This window comes from Delftia sp. 11MD, assembly GCF_050907895.1.
Lineage (GTDB): Bacteria > Pseudomonadota > Gammaproteobacteria > Burkholderiales > Burkholderiaceae_C > Comamonas > Comamonas tsuruhatensis.
The window spans coordinates 4,031,329-4,048,445 of record NZ_CP194333.1; the positions used below are offsets into that span (position 1 = coordinate 4,031,329).

Consider the following 17,117-nt stretch of genomic DNA (forward strand, 5'->3'; position numbering starts at 1 on the left):
CGCTTTGAGGCTTGCCTTTGATGCTTACTTCAGTGCCTTGTAGCGCATGCGCTTGGGCTTGGCGCCTTCTTCGCCCAGACGCTTTTTCTTATCGGCTTCGTACTCCTGGTAGTTGCCGTCGAAATACACCCACTGCGAATCGCCTTCGGCGGCCAGGATGTGCGTGGCGATGCGGTCGAGGAACCAGCGATCGTGGGAGATCACCAGCACCGTGCCCGCGTACTCCAGCAGCGCATCTTCCAGCGCGCGCAGGGTTTCCACGTCCAGGTCGTTGGAGGGTTCGTCCAGCAGCAGCACGTTGCCGCCCTGGATCAGCGTCTTGGCCAGGTGCAGGCGGCCGCGCTCGCCGCCGGAGAGGTTGCCGACCTTCTTTTGCTGGTCCTGTCCGTTGAAGTTGAAGCGGCCTGCGTAGGCGCGCGAGGCCATCTGGAACTTGCCGACGTTGATGATGTCCAGCCCGCCCGAGATGTCTTCCCACACCGTCTTGTCATTGGCCAGCGCGTCACGCGTCTGCTCCACATAGGCCATCTTGACCGTCTGGCCCACGATGACTTCGCCGGAATCGGCCTGCTCGCGCCCCGCGATCAGCTTGAACAGCGTGGACTTGCCGGCGCCGTTGGGGCCGATGATGCCGACGATTGCGCCAGCGGGGATGTTCATGGTCAGGTTGTCGATGAGCACGCGGTCGCCAAAGCTCTTGGTGACGTTGTTGAACTCGATGACCTGGGTGCCCAGGCGCTCGGCCACAGGAATGAAGATTTCCTGGGTTTCATTGCGCTTTTGGTATTCGAAATCGCTCAGTTCCTCGAAGCGCGCGATACGGGCCTTGGACTTGGCCTGGCGGCCCTTGGCGTTCTGGCGAACCCACTCCAGTTCCTTCTTCAGGGCCTTGGCACGGGCTTCCTCGCCCTTTTGCTCGGACTCCAGGCGGTTTTGCTTCTGGATCAGCCATTCGGAGTAGTTGCCCTTGTAGGGAATGCCATGGCCACGGTCCAGTTCCAGGATCCACTCGGCAGCGTTGTCCAGGAAGTAGCGATCGTGGGTGATGGCCACCACGGTGCCGGTGAAGCGGTGCAGGAACTGCTCCAGCCATTCCACGGACTCGGCGTCCAAGTGGTTGGTGGGCTCGTCCAGCAACAGCATGTCGGGCTTGGACAGCAGCAGCTTGCACAGCGCCACGCGGCGCTTCTCGCCGCCGGACAGCTTGCCGATCACGGCGTCCCAGGCCGGCAGGCGCAGGGCGTCGGCGGCGATCTCCAGCTGGTGCTCGGAGTCGGTGCCGGCAGCGGCGATCTTGGCTTCCAGCTCGCCTTGCTCGGCAGCCAGCGCGTCGAAGTCGGCGTCGGGCTCGGCGTAGGCGGCGTAGATTTCATCGAGGCGCGCGCGGGCCGCGTTGACTTCGGCCATGGCCTCTTCCACGGCCTGGCGCACCGTGTGCTCTGGATTGAGCTGAGGCTCCTGCGGCAGATAGCCGATGGACAGGCCCTGCATGGGCAGCGCCTCGCCTTCGAATTCCTTGTCCACCCCGGCCATGATCTTGAGCAGCGAGGACTTGCCAGAGCCGTTCAGACCCAGCACGCCGATCTTGGCGCCCGGGAAAAAGCTGAGAGAGATATCCTTCAAGATCTGCCGCTTGGGCGGCACGGTCTTGGTGAGGTGGTTCATCGAAAAAACGTATTGAGCCATTCTGGTCCGAGTACTTGAATCGTTGATTTCTGCAAAAACCGGGCAACAAATCGGTTGCACGCCAGCCGTGATTATCGGCGCATGCGACAATACCCTGCGTTGCGGGTTCCAGTTGCCCGTGACATCAGCATTCCAGCTGGGGACGATGGACGCTGTTTTCCAGGCTCCCGACATTGAACCTCATCCGCCTACGACTGGTCCGGCAACCGCCCTGGTTGCCTCGGCAGGCTGATACCCAGCGCCCCGGACGGGCGCATCTTTGATCACATGACATTTGAAGAACTGAATCTGGCTCCCGCCATTCTGAAGGCCGTGCTTGAGGAGGGTTACGAGAACCCGACTCCCATCCAGGCACAGGCCATTCCGGCGGTGCTCGCCGGCCACGACCTGCTGGCAGGCGCCCAGACCGGCACCGGCAAGACCGCGGCCTTCACCCTGCCCATGCTGCACCGCCTCTCGCAAGGCCAGGTGCCGCGCAACAAGTTCGGCGGCAAGGGCATCCGCGCCCTGGTGCTGACGCCCACGCGTGAACTCGCAGCGCAGGTCGAGGAATCGGTGCGCAGCTACGCGAAGTACCTGGACATCAACTCCACCGTCATCTTCGGCGGCGTGGGCATGAAGCCCCAGATCGACCGCATCAAGAAGGGCGTGGACATCCTGGTCGCCACGCCGGGCCGCCTGCTGGATCTGCAGCAGCAAGGCTTCATGGACCTGTCCACCGTCGAAGTCCTGGTGCTCGACGAAGCCGACCGCATGCTGGACATGGGCTTCATCCACGACGTCAAGAAGGTGCTGGCCCTGGTGCCCAAGGAAAAGCAAAGCCTGCTGTTCTCGGCCACCTTCAGCGACGAGATCCGCGACCTGGCCAACGGCCTGCTGCGCAATCCGCAGTCCATCCAGGTCACGCCCAGCAACACCACCGTGCAGCGCATCACCCAGGTGATCCACCCCGTGGGCCGCGGCAAGAAAAAGCAGGTGCTGCTGCACATCATCAACGAGAACAACTGGAGCCAGGTTCTGGTGTTCACGCGCACAAAGTTCGGCGCCAACAACGTTGCCGAATTCCTGACCAAGAACAACATCAGCGCCATGGCACTGCACGGCAACAAGAGCCAGAGCGCACGCACCCAGGCACTGGCCGGCTTCAAGACCGGCGAGCTGCGCGCACTGGTGGCCACCGACATCGCTGCACGCGGCATCGACATCGACGAGCTGCCGCACGTCGTGAACTACGAAATCCCCAACGTCTCCGAAGACTACGTGCACCGCATCGGCCGCACGGGCCGTGCCGGGCGCGAAGGCCATGCCGTCAGCCTCGTGTGCATGGACGAAGAAGGCTTCATGATGGACATCGAGCGCTTCACCAAGCAGGAAATCCCCGTGCAGGTGCTCGAAGGCTTCGGCCCGGAAGAAGGCGAAGTGGCCGAACCCATCGCCATGGGCCGCCAGACCATCTGGGGCGGCGCGGGCAAGCCGCCCAGCCGTGACGTCATGCAGGCCGCCGCCAAGGCCGCGCGCCAGGAAATGATGGACCGCATCCGCACCAACAAGGCTGCCCAGCCCGACCGCGGCGGTCGTGCAGGCGGCCGTGGCCAGGCAGCACCCAAGGCAGGCTCGGACGAAGGCCGCTCCGAAGGCAGCGCAGGAGGCCAGGGCCGTGGCCGCAACCACGCCGGCGCAGGCGCCAACAACAAGCCGCGCCGCGACCGCTTCGACGGTCCGGGCAACGGCTCCGGCGCTGCTCACCGCCCCAAGGCAGGTCCCCAGAACGCCCCCCGTCGCGGCCCGCGTCCTGACGGCGAAGGCGGCGGTGGCCGTCGCTTCGACGACCAGCCCCCGCGCGCTGATGCCCACCTGGGCACGCAGCTCGGCCATGCACGCAGCAGCGGACCGCGCGGCGGCGCCGGTGGCGGCCAACCCGACCCGATGCGCACCAGCGTGGACACCATGGCCGAACGCGGCCGCCGCGGCGGCGGTGGTTTCAACCGCGGTGGCGGCGGCGGCGGTGGTGGCTTCGGCGGCGGTGGCCGTGGCGGCTCCTCGCGCGGCGGCTACGGTCGCTGACCTGCACTGAATACCCGGCGTGCCAGGCGGCATGCCGGGCATTGCACCAGCCCAAAGGGCTGCATCTCCCCGGGGCTGCAGCCCTTTTGCATTGCACAGATTGCGCCTTCAGCCGACAGCGCGCCGCAAGCCTGCATGGCTATCATCCCGATAGCATTGCGGCCTGCGGCGACTGAAGGCCGCACCCCTTTTCCCGGATTCCCCAAGATTCCCCACGACTGGTTCCTCAAGGCCACGCCATGACACTGCTGACTCCACCCGCCATACCCTCCAGCCAGCGCCCCGATCCGGAGCTGCCACAGGGCCGGCTGCGGTGGTCGGCCCTGGCATGCACCGCCCTGCTGGCCGCCTGCTCCAGCACGCCGCTGCCGCCCTGGCCCACGTCCTCCAAGCCCCAGGTGGCCACGCCCACCCGCCCGGCCCCGGAAATACCCGTGGTGCCCCAGGCGACCACGCAGCCGATCGCACCGGCCAACAACCTCGTCCCCCTGCCCTACAACGCGGCCGTGGCGGCGCGCTTCCCCGACCCGGCCACGCGCTATGACACGCCCGGCCTGGCGCCGCAGCGCAACCAGTTCACCACGGCCAGCGAACTGTCTTCCTGGCTGAACAGCCAGGCCAGCAAATCCCTGGGCCGCGACACGCGCCTGGGAATCGTGCAGCCCGGCAGCTCGCAGCGCGGCAGCCCCATCCAGGCCCTGGTGGCCACGCACGCTCCCGGCATCCAGCCGTCGGCGCTGTATGACAGCCGCCGCCCCACGGTCATGCTCGTGGCCGGCCAGCATGGCGACGAGCCTGCAGGGACCGAGGCATTGCTCATCATTGCCCGCGAACTCGCTCCCGGCGGCCTGCTGGAGCCGCTGCTGCAGCAGATCAACGTGATCCTCGTGCCGCGCGCCAACCCCGATGCCGTGGAAGCCGGCACGCGCAATGCAGCCGATGGCACCGACATCGCCCATGACCACCTGCTCCTGAACACGCCGGAGGCCAAGGCCCTGGCCACGCTGGCACGCGACTACCGCCCCGTCGCCGTGGTGGACCTGCAGGAATTCCCGGCCGCCAGCATCTTCCTGCAGAAGTACCAGGCCATACAGCGCTACGACGCCCTGCTGCAGTATTCGGCCACGGCCAACCAGAATGAATTCGTGACCAAGGCTGCGCGCGAGTGGTACACGGCACCGCTGCGCACCGCGCTGTCGCAAGCCGGCCTGAGCAGCGACTGGTACTACACCACCAGCCAGGAGCTGCAGGACAAGTCCATCTCCATGGGCAGCCTGGCGCCCGATTCGCTGCGCAACATCAGCGGACTCAAGAACTCGGTGGGCTATCTGGTCAGCAGCCGTGGCTCGGACCTGGGCCGCGCCCACATCCAGCGGCGCGTGCACACCCTGGTCACCGCCGCCACACGCATGCTGCATTCGAGCGCCGAGCGCGCCAAGGACCTCACCCAGGTGCAGGCCTTCGTGGCGCGCGAGACCGCCTCTCTCGCCTGCCACCAGCAACTCGCCGTCCAGGCCGAGCAGACGCCCGAGCAGCGCACGCTCACCATGATCCAGCCCGACACGGGTGCCGACCAGCAGGTGCGCGTGGACTGGAACGCCTCCCTGCAGGCCCGCACCACGCTGTCGCGCCCGCGCTCCTGCGGCTACTGGCTGTCCGCCAGCGCCCAGACCGCCGTGGACAGGCTGCGCCTGCTGGGCCTGCAAGTGCTCAAGGTGGCCGAGCCCGGCCAGCTGCTGGCCGACTCGTACAACGAGGCCCGCTCGGCCACGCCCGCCAGCGGCGCCTATGCGCTCACGCGCGGCGCCGTCGAAGCACCCGTGGGCAGCTACTACCTGTCGATGAACCAGCCCATGGCCAATATTGCCGCTGCGGCGCTGGAGCCCGACACGCCCTACAGCTACCTCGCACGCGGCCTGGTGCCCACGCTGAGCGACATGGCGCGCGTGATGGCCCCCCCTTCGGTGGTGTTCGAGGAAGAAGAAGACGCCGAATGACGGCAAGGGCGCCAGGGCACGCCGCCAAGCCCTGAGCGCCCGCCCATTGCGGGTATGATCCGCGCTGGCCCGTCAGCGGCCATACCTGCCCGTAGCTCAACCGGATAGAGCAATTGCCTTCTAAGCAATAGGTCGGGGGTTCGAGTCCCTCCGGGCAGGCCATCCTGGCATCCCAAGAAGTTCAAAGAAGTCCAAGAATAGGCGCTGGCCTTGGGCTTCAAGGACATCCAGCGTTCAAAGCCGTCCAACGGCATCCGGGGACATCCAGGATGTTTGTTGGTATCCCGTGTACTTGACACGCAAGATGCCAACACGACCTGAATGCCCCTGACAGACACCTTCATCAAAGCCCTCAGACACGACCCCAGCAAGAGCGCTGGATCGAAGCACTCCGATGGGCATGGCTTGTACCTGCACGTGAAGGAGTCTGGCAAGTACTGGCGCATGGCGTACCGCTTTGCAGGCAAGCAGAAGACGCTTGCACTAGGGGTGTATCCCACTGTAGGACTCGCCCAGGCCCGCCGTCGCCGCGATGAAGCCAGAGAACAGCTCGCATCCAGCATCGACCCCAGCCTTGCAAAGCAAGTCCAGAAGCTCGCCCTCGCCCATGCCCAGGAGAGCACTTTTGAGGCTGTCGTGCGTGAATTTCATGGCGTCAAGTCCGGTGCATGGAGCGACACCTACGCAGAGAAATGGCTGCGCAACATGTCCAAGGATCTGTTCCCGCATGTGGGCCGCATGTTGCTTCCTGAGATCCCCCCTCCCCTGCTGCTGGGCGTGCTCCGCAAGGTCGAAAAACGAGGGGCACGCGAAACTGCTCACACGCTTCGCCAGACAGCAGGGCAGGTGTTTCGCTACGGCATCCAGACGGGACGATGTGAGCGCAACCCGGTCTCTGACCTGCAAGGTGCTCTTGAGCCAATCGTGGTGAAGCACATGGCAGCAGTCCTCGAGCCAAGCAAAGCTGGAGAGCTTCTACGTTCAATAGACGAATACAGGGGTCAGCCCACAACCAAGGCAGCTCTGCAGCTGTCAGCCCTTGAGTTAACCCCTTAATTCCCCGGCCCCGCCCTATCGCTTGTCTTCTGAGATAGGAACAGGACTGTGCATATGACTAAGCATACGGAGTCAATAGAGGTAGTCGTGAAGGATCAGCGCCGCAGGCGCTGGCCCTTCACAGAGAAGGCGGCGCTGGTGCGCCGAACCTACGAACTGGGCATGAGCGTGTCATTGGTCGCTCGGCGGGAAGGCGTTTCGCTGGACTGCTGTGCCAGTGGCGCAAGCTCGAACGCCAGGGTGCTTTGACCGCCGTCTCCGCTGGCGAGGCAGTCGTGCCGGCATCCGAGCTGGCGGCTGCACGCGCAGAAATCGCCAAGCTGCAGCGCGTGCTCGGCAAGAAGACCTTGGAGAACGAAATCCTCAAGGAAGCCGTGGAGTACGTCGCAGAAAAAAGTGGATTGCGCGCTCGCCCTTGTTGCCCGGGGACGACCAGTGAAAACTGGTCTGCGGATGATGGGGCTGGCGCGCTCGCATGTGCCCGACCTGATTGGGCGCGGTGAAGACTGGGCCGATGGCCGCAGCCATCGCACACCCAGCGACGATGCAGGGCTGCTCGCCGAACTGCGCCAGGAAATTGCCGACTTGCCCAGCTATGGCTACCGACGTGCCTGTGGCTTGGTGCCATGCGTTTTTTTGGGCAGCCCGTTCCAGTGTGGCGCCCGTTGATCGCGTTTTCAGTGGCCTACTGCATGGCGCAATGGCTGGTGCATTGGAGCGCCGGGCCTGTGGCACGCTACGCGATGCTCGCAGCAATGTCGGCAGTGCTCTTCTTCGCCATGACACTGAACGTCATCTATGGCTTACGCACTTTTGCCAAGGACTTCTACGGGGAAATGATTTTCTTTGCTTTTGTGATTGGCGGCATCTGTGTGCTCAATGCATTGAAATTCTTGAAAATTATGGACAGCGGCCTGGAAGCACTGCACATGGAAAGCCGCTTTCAGATGGTTTTCTACATTTACATGTCCACCCTGGCGACCGTGCTGCCTCCCTCCATTGTCTGGCTGGTGTTGCGGCGCCTGACGGATGACCTGCGCACAATGGCGGCACGCGATCCCATGACCCATCTGCTCAATCGCAGAGGGATTTCAGAAGCGATGCAGTTGTACTTCAACAGCCGCAACGCTGCGCCGACATGCCTGCTACTGATGGATGTCGACCATTTCAAGCGCATCAATGACACCCATGGACACCAGGCAGGGGATGAAGTTCTGCGGCACGTGGCCGCATTGCTTCGCGCCACCGTACGCCACGGCGACCTGGCAGGCCGCATTGGAGGCGAAGAATTCGTGGTCATTTGCCTGGAAACGGACACCAGGGGCGCCACACAGTTGGCAGAACGGCTGCGCACCGGCATTGCAAGCCAGGCGGTCTCGGTTGCTGGCTCCAGTCATCCGCTGCGCTGCACGGTCACTATCGGGATCTCGCCTCCTTTCCATGGCACGCATGATATGGAAGAGGCCCTTCGACAGGCCGATACCGCCCTCTACAGGGGAAAGGCGGCCGGGCGCAACCGGATCGAAACAGCCAGTTCCTCTCCCGGCATTTCAGACCAGGATGCGAGGGTGGCAATGGTTTATCTGTAGAACGTGGTATGCACTTTTTCGATCCTGCGAAAGGCGCCGAGCTGGACAAGGGACTCGGAATGGGGATGGCATGCGTCAGCATGCAGGTCTGAGGCACCGACAAGGTGAGTGGCCCCTGGCACCCGCAGGCATTGCCGTGGTCCGGCTGCACGGTCAAGCGCCTGATCCATGTAGCACGAGACTGCGCGGCGCGACCCGCGGCAAGATAGTACGCACCATCTTCGGCGATGCCAAGGCACCCTGCCCTATGTGACTGATGCAGGATCGGAACTGGCACCACACAGGAATATCTTGTTCACGCTTCCCGATATTCCCAACGTGGCAATCTCTCCTCTCTGGGCTGAATCGAGAGCGCCATAAAGCAAAAAGCTATAGGATTTCGCCAGCCATCTTGCTGACATGTCAATCCGGAAAACGCCAGCCTTTTGCCCTCTTAAAAAAAAATCCTCGAGCGCACCTCCAAAAAAGGAAAGCGCGTAGCCTTTCATGTCGTGGTCTTTGGTACCTCCGAGGTCGACCGATACAACGGCACTCCAGAACAGGTAGAGCTCACGATGGGTCATAAGGTGTTTTGTCAGGCGATGAAGCGCATCAGCAAAAGGTAGCCGCGTGAGATCTGCCTTTTCCAGCGCCTCTCGCATGTGCCGTTCAGTGCGTTGCATCAACAAATCAATCATCCCCTCCCGAGTCGCACAGATTCGGTAAAGCGTTCCCTTGGAAGTACCTGCCGCGCGTGCAAGCTGTTCAAGGTTTGCTCTTGGGTGTTGAGACACCGCCAGTGCCAGCGCACTGGCCAGCTTGTCATCCAGTTCGATGGTCATGGGCGTGCAAGCAAAACATCTCCAACCTTCCCGATACGCAACCTCTTCTGCCTTTTGGTCATCCGACATCTCTGTTCGTCAAGGCATATGAATGTCAGATCGATTTCGCGGCTTTTGCACACAGGGGATGCATTCAGACAGTTCCGGCAAACACGCGGCGAAGACGAACGGCCGATGTCCAGCGCTGCCCCTCGGCCTGTGCGACTGCGTCCCGTACCCGCAGCTGTTCGCGTTGAGTGTCCAGCACTGCCGTGGCGTCAGCCATGCCGGCAGCGAACATGCGCGCCGCGCGTTGCGCTGCCATGTCGCCCGCCTCTCGTGCATCCAGCAGTTCGCGCAAACTGGCTTCCGATGCCGACCATTGCACCAGCGAAGTTTCGGCGTCGGCCAGCGCGGAGATCATCGACTGCTCGTACCCCGCCATTGCCTCTTGGGCGCGGGCTTCCTGTATCTCTACATTCGAGCGAATCCGGCCACCGTCCAGAATGGGCAGGGATAGCGAGATGCCGTATCCCACCACGGAAATGGGAGACGCGGAGCCACCGATGGCCGCCAACCGCTCGCGCGCACCGGCCCAGGCGATCTGCAGGCGAGGGTAAATCTCGCGTCGGGCGACACCCACCCGTGCCAGCGCAGCATCCAGAGCGCGGGCCTGGCGTTGTACATCAGGGCGGCGCTCCAACAAATCGGCAGGCAGCAAGGGAGCGGGCGCCTGGGGCATGACGGCTTCAGCCTTCAGATCCAGCACCGGTGGCTGGCTGGCGCCCAACAGCACCGCCAGCTGTCGCTGACGCACTTGCAACTCACCCTTCACTTGCTGGACTGCCGCGCGCTCTTGTGCAAGCTCTGTCTTCCAGCGCTCAACGTCCAGTGCACTGGACTGGCCCGCCTCAAATTTTTTCTGCGCCACGTGCAGCTGGCGCTCAGCCAAGGTCATGACTTCGTGCCTCATCCCCACGCGGGCATCCAGGGTGCGCAGTTCAAAGTACGCAGTGGCGACATCGGCAGCCAGAGCGATACGCGCGGCAGCGAGTGCCTGGCGATTGCTCTGTATGTCTGCCTTGGCGGCGTCCACGCCCAGTGCGCCGCGCCCAAACAGATCCACCTCCCAGCTTGCGCGCAAACCGACGGAACTGCGTTCAGCCTTCACTGCGTCGGCGCTGTCTCGCCCCCGCTGCGCACCGGCTGTGGCGCCCAACTGTGGGCGGCGTTCGGCTTCAGCACTTCCCAACAGTGCCTGGGCTTGGGCCATGCGGGCTGTGGCGATGCGCAGATCCCGATTGGAATCCAGTGCCATGCGGACCAGACGGTCCAGTTCAGCGCTATGGAAGTCTGTCCACCAGTCAGCGTTGACGGCAGCAACACCTTGGTATGGGGCACCCCATTGCCCAGGCACGTCCACCGATGCAGCGTCAGGCCCGACCGAGGGCGGAACCGACGCGCAGCCTCCCAAGCCAAGAGCGGCCAGGCTGAGAACGCCAAGCAGCAGGGGTCGACGGAGAAAGCGTTGGGAACGTGGAGAAATTTCGAGCATATGAGGACCAGGCGTTGACGTTGCGATGACATTACTATACTATACGTATAGATAAGTTTTCAAGTGGAGTTTTCATGACCAAGACGACAAGACGCCCAAGCTCCCGAGACAAGATCCTTGACGCCGCTACCGCCCTGGTGAGTGAGCGCGGGGTTCAGCAACTGACCATTGAAGCTGCTGCTGCCGCTGCGGGAGTGACCAAGGCCGGTCTCATATATCACTTCAAGACCCGCGACGAGCTCCTGGTGGCTGTGGTGGAAAGCATGGCCCGAACCATCGATCTCTACAGCCGCGCCGCCGAAGAGCAGCGCGCATCGCGCGTGAATGACGCCTCCCGCGGGAGCCAAAGCGAATTGCAGTCCGCCATGATGGAACTGGTCGAAATGACGTTCCAAATGCCCCCGCAGCTGCAGCGACTGATGCGCAACCTGCTTGAAGCCCATTTCTCTCATCCTGACCTGCTGCCACCTGTACAGGCCTTGTTCGAGCGCAGCTACGGTATCGCCAGTGAGTGCGCCGATCCAGGCCGCGCTTTGCTGATCAGTCTGGCAATGGATGGGATGCAACTCATTGATTTGCTCCGTCTTCACCAATTCACCTCTGAGCAGCGCAATGCCGTCAGGAAGACTGTTGAAGAGTTGATTGCACAACTGCCCTGAACCATTCACACACGCATCCAATCATGCATTTCTCTCTCAACTCCATCTCCCGGTTACTGGCATGCGTGCTATCGACCGTCACGCTGGCTGCTTGCACACAACATGCCGCCACTACAACGGCTACGCCCAAACCGGTGAAAATCGAGGTCGTTGGCGAAGCGGGCATTGCATCCCGCGCAGATAACTTTGTCGGCACGTTGCGCGCGCGCCAACGCACTGATCTGGGTTTTGAAACATCTGGCCGACTCACGGCCATTTCCGTCGAAGTGGGCGACCGTGTGCGGGCAGGTCAAGTGATTGCGCGGCTGGACGAGTCACCTGCCCGATGGCGCGTGGACAAAGCTGCTGCGGACCGTGCGGCAGCAGCCGCATCGCTGCTAGAGCGCAGCACCCAACTCCATCAACAGGAGATGCTTGCCAATGACAAGATCATCTCCCCCACTGCCCTGCAGTCTGCTCGCGCTGCGCACCAACTGGCGCGCAGCCAGCTCGATGCGGCAGATGCCGCACTTGCATCGGCACGCCGTGACCTGAGCCTGACAAAAATCACCGCGCCTTTTGATGGTGAAGTGGTGGGCCGACAAGCACAGCCACATTCCGACGTGTCTGCCGGACAGACCATTTTGCAGTTGCAGGCGGGAAGTGCTCTGGAGGTGGTTGCCATGTTTCCGGATACCGTCGCCAGTACGCTTGCTGTGGGTGATAAGGCGCAGGGCCGCAGTGGCGAACGCACTTTCCCGTTGGTGCTCGAATACTTGTCCACACGCAGTGACAACGGCTCACTGGTTCAGGCCATTTACAGCGTCCAGCGCACAGAACGAAGCAGCAGCCCCGGACTTCGAAGCGGCGGAATGGTGTCGGTGGAGCTACCACAGAAACCAGCCCAGGCTGCCACACTGACCTTGCCCGTTACTGCGGTCATGGCTGGCACTGAAGCGTCTCAGGCCCAGGTGTACGTGATCGATCAGGAAAACAAACTGGAGTTGCGACCTATCAAGACCGCAGGCCACTTGACGTCCCACGGGCGGGTTGTCATCGACCAGGGCTTATCCGTCGGGGACCGCGTGGTGACCGCCGGCACCGCCTTTCTGAACGCTGGACAACAAGTGGTAGTGCATGTGCCCCAGACTGTCCTGAAAGGGGCGAAATCATGAAGCTGGCCGAAGGAGCGCTGCAATCCAGCAGGCTGACCCTTTTTGTCGCGCTGCTGATTTTGATTACGGGGATCTTTACCTTCCTGAGCTTTCCCTCGCAGGAGGAGCCCTCCGTCACGATACGTGATGCCGTGATCATGATCTCCAATCCTGGCATGCCCTCCGAGCGCATGGAGCAGCTGATTGCCCGTCCCGTGGAAGAAAATCTGCGCCAGATGGCGGAACTGAAAAACGTCGTCAGCACGGTGCGCTCCGGCTCTGTGCTGGTGAAGGCTACTTTGCGCGAAGACGTCAAGGAGTTGATGCCGGTATGGCAGCGATTGCGCGCCAAGGTGCAGGAGGTGGAACCCCTGTTCCCCACGGGTACCTTGCCTGCTCAGATCGATGACGATTTCGGCCGCGTGGCAATCGCGTCGATTGCCGTGACAGCGCCGGACTTCTCCATGAGCGAGATGCGCGAGCCGCTCAAGATGCTGCGAGAAGGCATCTTCCGTTTACCTGGCATACAGGGCGTAAGCGTGCACGGCTGGCAAGAGGACCGTGTCTATCTTGAGTTCGACCGTGCACGCATGGCGGGTCTGGGTTTGTCGCCCGCTGCGGTGCTGCAACAACTGCGCCAGCAGAACGTGGTGCAGTCAGGGGGCCAGGCTGTTCTGGCTGGCGTCAACAGTGTGGTAATCGCATCGGGCGAAATCCGCTCCGTCGCCGAACTGGAAAACTTCATGTTGTCGGTGCCATTGGCACGCCAGGGCGCCGACGCGTCGCACCTTGGCCCTGCCCAAATCCGTCTGGGCGCCTTGGCGCGTCTCCAGGTGCAAAAGGCCGATCCTCCGGAAAGCGCGGCCATCTACAAGGGCCAGGATGCCGTGGTGTTGGGCATCTCGATGCGATCAGGCCAGAACGTCAAGACTGTGGGCGCCGCATTGCAGCAACGCGTGACGGAGCTGCAGGCCCAGTTGCCTGCGGGCTTCAGCCTGGACTACGTGACCTTCCAGCCCGACGTGGTCAAGACCGAGATGGGTCGCATGAACCAAGTGATGGGCGAGACGGTGGTCATCGTGATGATCGTGGTCGTCCTCTTCCTGGGGTGGCGGGCGGGCCTGGTGGTGGGCAGCATCGTACCGCTGACGATTCTCCTCACGCTGCTCATCATGCGCAGCCTGGGGATTGAACTGCATTCGGTATCCATGGCGGCCATCATCATTGCGTTGGGACTGCTGGTGGACAACGGCATCGTGATCGTGGAAGACGTGGAGCGGCGACTCGCATTGGGTGAAGACCGCCGCAACGCCTGCATCGAAGCCGGGCGGACGCTTGCCATTCCGCTGTTGACCTCGTCACTGGTCATCATTTTGGCCTTCTCTCCTTTCTTCTTTGGAAACACCACAACGAATGAATACCTCAAGCCGCTGGTCATCGTTCTGGGGTTGTGCCTGCTCGGCTCCTGGCTCCTATGCCTGACAGTGACTCCGCTGCTTTGCTACTACTTCCTGAAAGCCCACCCCAAGCCGGCAGACAAGAATCACGATGCACACGCCGAACCCCAGCTCACCGGCTTCTATGCCGGCTACGCCAAGGTGATCCGGTACTTGTTGGCGCACAAAGCCATCTTCATGGGATTCATGGTCGCGCTGTTGACCGGTGCCCTGCTGCTGCTGGCCAACCTGCCCGCAGGCTTCTTGCCGCCATCGGATCGCCCCCAGTTCCAAATGGGGCTGGAGCTGCAGCCGGGCACGGACACGCGACAAACCAAGCAGGTGGTAGAGGATCTGAGCCGCTGGCTCGCTGACAGGCAGGTGAACCCCGAAGTCAGCACCAGCATTGGCTATGTGGCCGAAGGCGGGCCCAGGGTCGTGCTGGCACTGACCCCTCCTATGCCAGCCTCTCACGTGGGCTACTTCACTGTCACGGTGAAGGATGCCAAGCAACTCAAGACGGTGATGGAACGCACCACCGCCTGGATGAATGACCATCACCCGGACGTGCGTATCGACCCCAAGCTGTTCTCGCGCAGCAGCAATGACGCGGGTGCGGTTGCCTATCGGATCTCCGGGCCTGACGAGAATGTGTTGCGAGCCATCGGCGAACAGGTGAAAGCTGCGCTGCGACCTATTCCCGGAATGGTGATGGTTCGCGATGATTGGGGCCCCCGTGTTCCACGCATGAATGTACAGATTGATCAAGCCAAGGCACGAGCGCTGGGAATCAGCAGCGAAGACATTGCGACGACGCTGGCAGCGCGCAACAGCGGTATTCAGGCATCCGTCATGCGCGACAACGACACCTTGGTACCGCTGGTCATACGCGGTACGGCTTCCGAGCGCGCCAGTGCGGAGAACCTCGCCAATACACTCATCTATCCTGCCAATGGGGGGGCGCCGCACCCACTTTCGGCCATGGCTGCAGTGAGCCTCGACTTCGAGCCCGCAGCGCTCTTACGCCGCAACCTGGTGCGCACCTTGACGGTTGAGGGCCGCAGCACCCATGGCACGGCACTGCAGGCGGTACAAGCTGCCGCTCCAGTCGTGAGCCAGATCGCCTTGCCACCAGGCTATCGCATCGAAATGGGCGCAGAGATTGAAGACTCCGCTGAAGCCAACGTCTCGTTGGAGCAGTACCTACCGCATGCAACCGTAGCCATGCTGGTTCTGTTCCTATGGCAGTTCCGTTCCTTCCGAAAGCTCGCGCTGATCCTCGCCATCATTCCGTTCGCAATGATTGGTGTCGGGCCGGCGATGATGATCGCGGGAGAGCCCATGAGCTTCATGGCAACGTTCGGCTTGCTGTCGCTGGCAGGCATCATCGTCAACAACGCGGTGCTGCTGCTCGAGCGGATCGAGGAAGAGCTGGCCGAGGGCAAGACCCGGCGCGAAGCGGTCGTCGCGGCAGCGGTAGCGCGACTGCGCCCCATCGTGATGACCAAGATGACCTGCATCGTGGGTCTGATCCCGCTGCTACTGTTTGCCGGCACTTTGTGGACCGGCATGGCCGTGACCATCATCGGCGGCCTGATGCTCGGCACCCTGATCACGCTGGGCCTGGTGCCTGTCTTGTACGAACTGCTGTTCAGCGACCGAATCGCCCAATGGGCAGCACGCTTGACAGGCCGCAATAACGCCCAAGCGGTAGCTGCCTGACAGGACATCTCTACCCAGGGAACCATGACATGAATACATCCCAAGCACCGATCATCATCGTAGGTGGTGGCGTGGCAGGTCTTGCCGTAGCCACGGCGATGGGCAAGCTGAGTGCCAATTCCGGCAGCAAGCTGCCACCAGTCCTGCTGATTGATCGCGAGTTCGCCCACGTGTGGAAACCCATGCTGCACACCATCGCAGCGGGCACGCGCGATATTTACCAGCAACAAACGGCCTACATAGCACAAGCACATGCCTGCAATTTCTCTTACGAGCCCGGTGAACTGCTGGGCGTTGACCGCGAGTCGCGACAAGTGGAGATTGCGGCGCTGCTGGCACCCGACGGACGGGTGCTTGTCCCGGAGCGTAGCGTTCCGTATACCAAGCTCATCATCGCAGTAGGCAGCCAGGCAAACGACTTTGGCACACCGGGTGCGGCCGAGCACTGCTACACCATCGACTCACGCCTGCAGGCAGATGCATTCAACCAGGAGATCCGCACGCAGCTGCTCCAATGCCTGGGACACGAAGGCAGCAATGAGAAAAATGCCACCCTTTCCATCGCCATCGTTGGTGGCGGAGCGACTGGTGTGGAGTTGGCTGCCGAACTCGTCGGTTTGGCTGACGCTGCAGAGGCCTATGGAGCCAAGGGTCTGAAGAGGCGGATAAACATCACGCTCATAGAAAGCGGCCCTCGCCTCCTTGCGGCCTTTCCGGAAGATATTTCCGCCAGTGCCCAAGCTCGGCTGGAAGCTCTGGGTGTGCAGGTCAAGGTCGCGACGCGTGTGGCAGCGGTCAATGCGCACGGCTTCGTGTTGGGCGACAACACGGAAGTTCATGCATCACTGAAGGTTTGGGCGGCCGGAGTCAAGGCCCCGGAGATTCTGAGTGATCTGGATGGGCTGGAGACCAACCGTAACCATCAGTTGATCGTGCGCCCTTCATTGCAGACTACCCATGACGCGGACATCTATGCATTGGGCGACTGTGCCAGCCTGATACCCGAGGGGGCCGAGCGGCCGTTTCCTCCTACCGCACAGATTGCTCATCAACAAGCGCAGCACCTGATTCGCCATCTTCCAGCCGCACTGCTGCACGACATATCACCACCGGATTTCAAGTACCGTGATATGGGGGCCCTGGTGTCACTGGGTGAATATGACGCCTATGGCTCGCTCGGCAAGACAGGCTTGTTCAAGGGTGTGACCTTCAGAGGGCGCCTGGCGCAACTGAGCCATGCACTGCTTTACCGCAGCCACCAGGCCCAGCTGCATGGCTTCTGGCGTGGCAGCCAGATGTGGCTGGTCGATCTGATGAATGCCCGGCTCCGTCCCACCATCCGGCTCGATTGAAATGTGCAAAACATGTACAGGTCACCAGGACAAGGCAGATTGACACCGGCTTTCCTCACGGTATACAC

General features: G+C 62.3%; 11 protein-coding genes, 1 tRNA gene and 1 pseudogene. 10 read left to right on the plus strand and 3 right to left on the minus strand.

The window, feature by feature from the left end; translation table 11 throughout:
• Window positions 1–24 precede the first annotated feature (24 nt).
• Window positions 25–1,686: an energy-dependent translational throttle protein EttA gene (gene ettA, locus ACRSCF_RS18210; RefSeq protein WP_016449924.1), complete on the minus strand. Its 1,662-nt coding sequence runs from the start codon at window positions 1,684–1,686 to the stop codon at window positions 25–27.
• A gap of 267 nt (window positions 1,687–1,953) precedes the next feature.
• Here ettA and ACRSCF_RS18215 point away from each other — a divergent pair, with 267 nt between their 5' ends.
• The 6 genes and pseudogenes from ACRSCF_RS18215 to ACRSCF_RS18240 all read left to right on the plus strand — a co-directional run bounded on the left by ACRSCF_RS18215 (window position 1,954) and on the right by ACRSCF_RS18240 (window position 8,392).
• Window positions 1,954–3,750: a DEAD/DEAH box helicase gene (locus ACRSCF_RS18215; RefSeq protein ID WP_016452439.1), complete on the plus strand. Its 1,797-nt coding sequence runs from the start codon at window positions 1,954–1,956 to the stop codon at window positions 3,748–3,750.
• 239 nt (window positions 3,751–3,989) lie between these two features.
• Window positions 3,990–5,747 carry a M14 family metallopeptidase gene (locus ACRSCF_RS18220; protein ID WP_126312011.1) on the plus strand — a complete coding sequence of 586 codons (1,758 nt, stop codon included), beginning with the start codon at window positions 3,990–3,992 and terminating at the stop codon, window positions 5,745–5,747.
• Between the two features lie 85 nt (window positions 5,748–5,832).
• Window positions 5,833–5,909 (plus strand) — tRNA-Arg (locus ACRSCF_RS18225).
• Between the two features lie 159 nt (window positions 5,910–6,068).
• Window positions 6,069–6,803: a tyrosine-type recombinase/integrase gene (locus ACRSCF_RS18230; protein WP_034364941.1), complete on the plus strand. Its 735-nt coding sequence runs from the start codon at window positions 6,069–6,071 to the stop codon at window positions 6,801–6,803.
• A 54-nt stretch (window positions 6,804–6,857) separates the two neighbouring features.
• A pseudogene (locus ACRSCF_RS18235) lies at window positions 6,858–7,427 on the plus strand (transposase); the annotation flags it as partial.
• A 68-nt stretch (window positions 7,428–7,495) separates the two neighbouring features.
• Window positions 7,496–8,392 (plus strand): GGDEF domain-containing protein, encoded by an 897-nt coding sequence (locus ACRSCF_RS18240; protein WP_227472663.1) that lies wholly within the window; start codon window positions 7,496–7,498, stop codon window positions 8,390–8,392.
• Between the two features lie 245 nt (window positions 8,393–8,637).
• On the opposite strand, the gene ACRSCF_RS18245 is transcribed toward ACRSCF_RS18240, so the two are convergent.
• Together ACRSCF_RS18245 and ACRSCF_RS18250 are read right to left on the minus strand one after the other, a co-directional pair.
• A complete protein-coding gene (locus ACRSCF_RS18245) occupies window positions 8,638–9,213 on the minus strand; it encodes a TetR/AcrR family transcriptional regulator (RefSeq protein WP_046240228.1) in 576 nt (191 codons plus the stop codon).
• Between the two features lie 133 nt (window positions 9,214–9,346).
• Complete coding sequence (locus tag ACRSCF_RS18250; RefSeq protein WP_227472661.1) at window positions 9,347–10,747, minus strand: efflux transporter outer membrane subunit; 1,401 nt, start codon at window positions 10,745–10,747, stop codon at window positions 9,347–9,349.
• A 74-nt stretch (window positions 10,748–10,821) separates the two neighbouring features.
• On the opposite strand from ACRSCF_RS18250, the gene ACRSCF_RS18255 reads away from it, so the two are divergent.
• Genes ACRSCF_RS18255 through ACRSCF_RS18270 form a run of 4 tightly spaced genes read left to right on the plus strand, consistent with a single transcriptional unit; the run spans window position 10,822 to window position 17,049 of the window.
• Window positions 10,822–11,406, plus strand: a complete 585-nt coding sequence (locus ACRSCF_RS18255; protein WP_016445447.1) for a TetR/AcrR family transcriptional regulator — start codon at window positions 10,822–10,824, stop codon at window positions 11,404–11,406.
• A gap of 23 nt (window positions 11,407–11,429) precedes the next feature.
• Entirely contained in the window at window positions 11,430–12,560 is a 1,131-nt protein-coding gene (locus ACRSCF_RS18260) for an efflux RND transporter periplasmic adaptor subunit (RefSeq protein WP_016452446.1), read from the plus strand.
• Window positions 12,557–15,697, plus strand: a complete 3,141-nt coding sequence (locus ACRSCF_RS18265) for an efflux RND transporter permease subunit (protein WP_244386341.1) — start codon at window positions 12,557–12,559, stop codon at window positions 15,695–15,697. Before ACRSCF_RS18260 ends, ACRSCF_RS18265 begins: the two co-directional genes overlap by 4 nt.
• Before the next feature lie 29 nt (window positions 15,698–15,726).
• Window positions 15,727–17,049 (plus strand): NAD(P)/FAD-dependent oxidoreductase, encoded by a 1,323-nt coding sequence (locus ACRSCF_RS18270; RefSeq protein ID WP_026062277.1) that lies wholly within the window; start codon window positions 15,727–15,729, stop codon window positions 17,047–17,049.
• Window positions 17,050–17,117: the final 68 nt, after the last annotated feature.